The organism is Pseudomonas sp. Pseusp3, from assembly GCF_047304225.1.
GTDB lineage: Bacteria > Pseudomonadota > Gammaproteobacteria > Pseudomonadales > Pseudomonadaceae > Aquipseudomonas > Aquipseudomonas fluorescens_CD.
Map to the genome: position 1 here is coordinate 1 of NZ_JBGLYV010000232.1, position 882 is coordinate 882.

The 882-nt window shown below is 67.5% G+C and carries 1 protein-coding gene and 1 pseudogene; both read left to right on the top strand.

Features of this window, described 5'->3' with window-relative positions; all coding sequences use genetic code 11:
* On the top strand, positions 1-592 hold a 592-nt coding region (locus tag ACCD00_RS30675; RefSeq protein WP_413428929.1), incomplete at its 5' end, for an ATP-binding cassette domain-containing protein.
* Positions 586-882, top strand: a pseudogene (locus ACCD00_RS30680) (ABC transporter permease); the annotation flags it as partial. The gene ACCD00_RS30675 and the pseudogene ACCD00_RS30680, both read left to right, overlap by 7 nt.

Consider the following 882-nt stretch of genomic DNA (forward strand, 5'->3'; position numbering starts at 1 on the left):
GCTCGGCGCCCGCCAGCGCCAGCGCTTGCGCGCACGCATCGGCCTGGTCCATCAGGCGCCGCCACTGCCACCGCGGCAACGGGTGGTCACGGCGGTGCTGGCCGGAAAGCTGGGGCAATGGGGGTTCGCCAAAAGCCTGTTGAGCCTGCTGCATCCGGTGGATGTTCCAGGCGCGCGGGCGGCACTGCTCAAGCTGGACCTCAGTGACAAGCTGTTCGCCCAGTGCCAGCAATTGTCCGGTGGCCAACTGCAGCGCGTGGGCATTGCCCGCGTGCTGTACCAGGCCCCCGAAGTGCTGCTGGCCGATGAGCCGGTGTCGGCGATGGACCCCGTACTGGCCGGGCACACCCTGTCGATCCTCTGCCGCCACGCACGGGAACACAAGGTGACACTGGTCGCCAGCCTGCATGCCGTGGATCTGGCCCTGACGCACTTCTCGCGCATCATCGGCCTGCGCGACGGCCAGGTCCTGTTCGACCTGCCCGCCAGCGACGTCGACCACGCGCTGCTCGACAAGCTCTACGCCAACGAGCAACTGCAATCGCCGCCCGTCCCGGTGGTGCCCTTGAGTGTGCAGATTCCCCGATGCTGACGCGTGATAGGCGAGACCCGGCCACCCTGCCCCGTCTGTTGCTCAGTCTGTTGGCGCTTGCCCTGCTGTGGCCCGGCATCCACTTCAGCGAACTGGACCTGGGTGTGCTGCTCAAGGCCGACAGCCAGAGTGAGATGGGCCGTTTTGTTTCAGCCTTCTGGCCACCCGCCCATGGCGAAGAATTCCTCCAGTTGCTGTGGCAAGCCACGCTGCAGACACTGGCCATCGCCACCGCCGGCATGGCCCTGGCCTTGCTGCTGGCCAGCAGGCTGGCGGGCACGGCCAGCAGC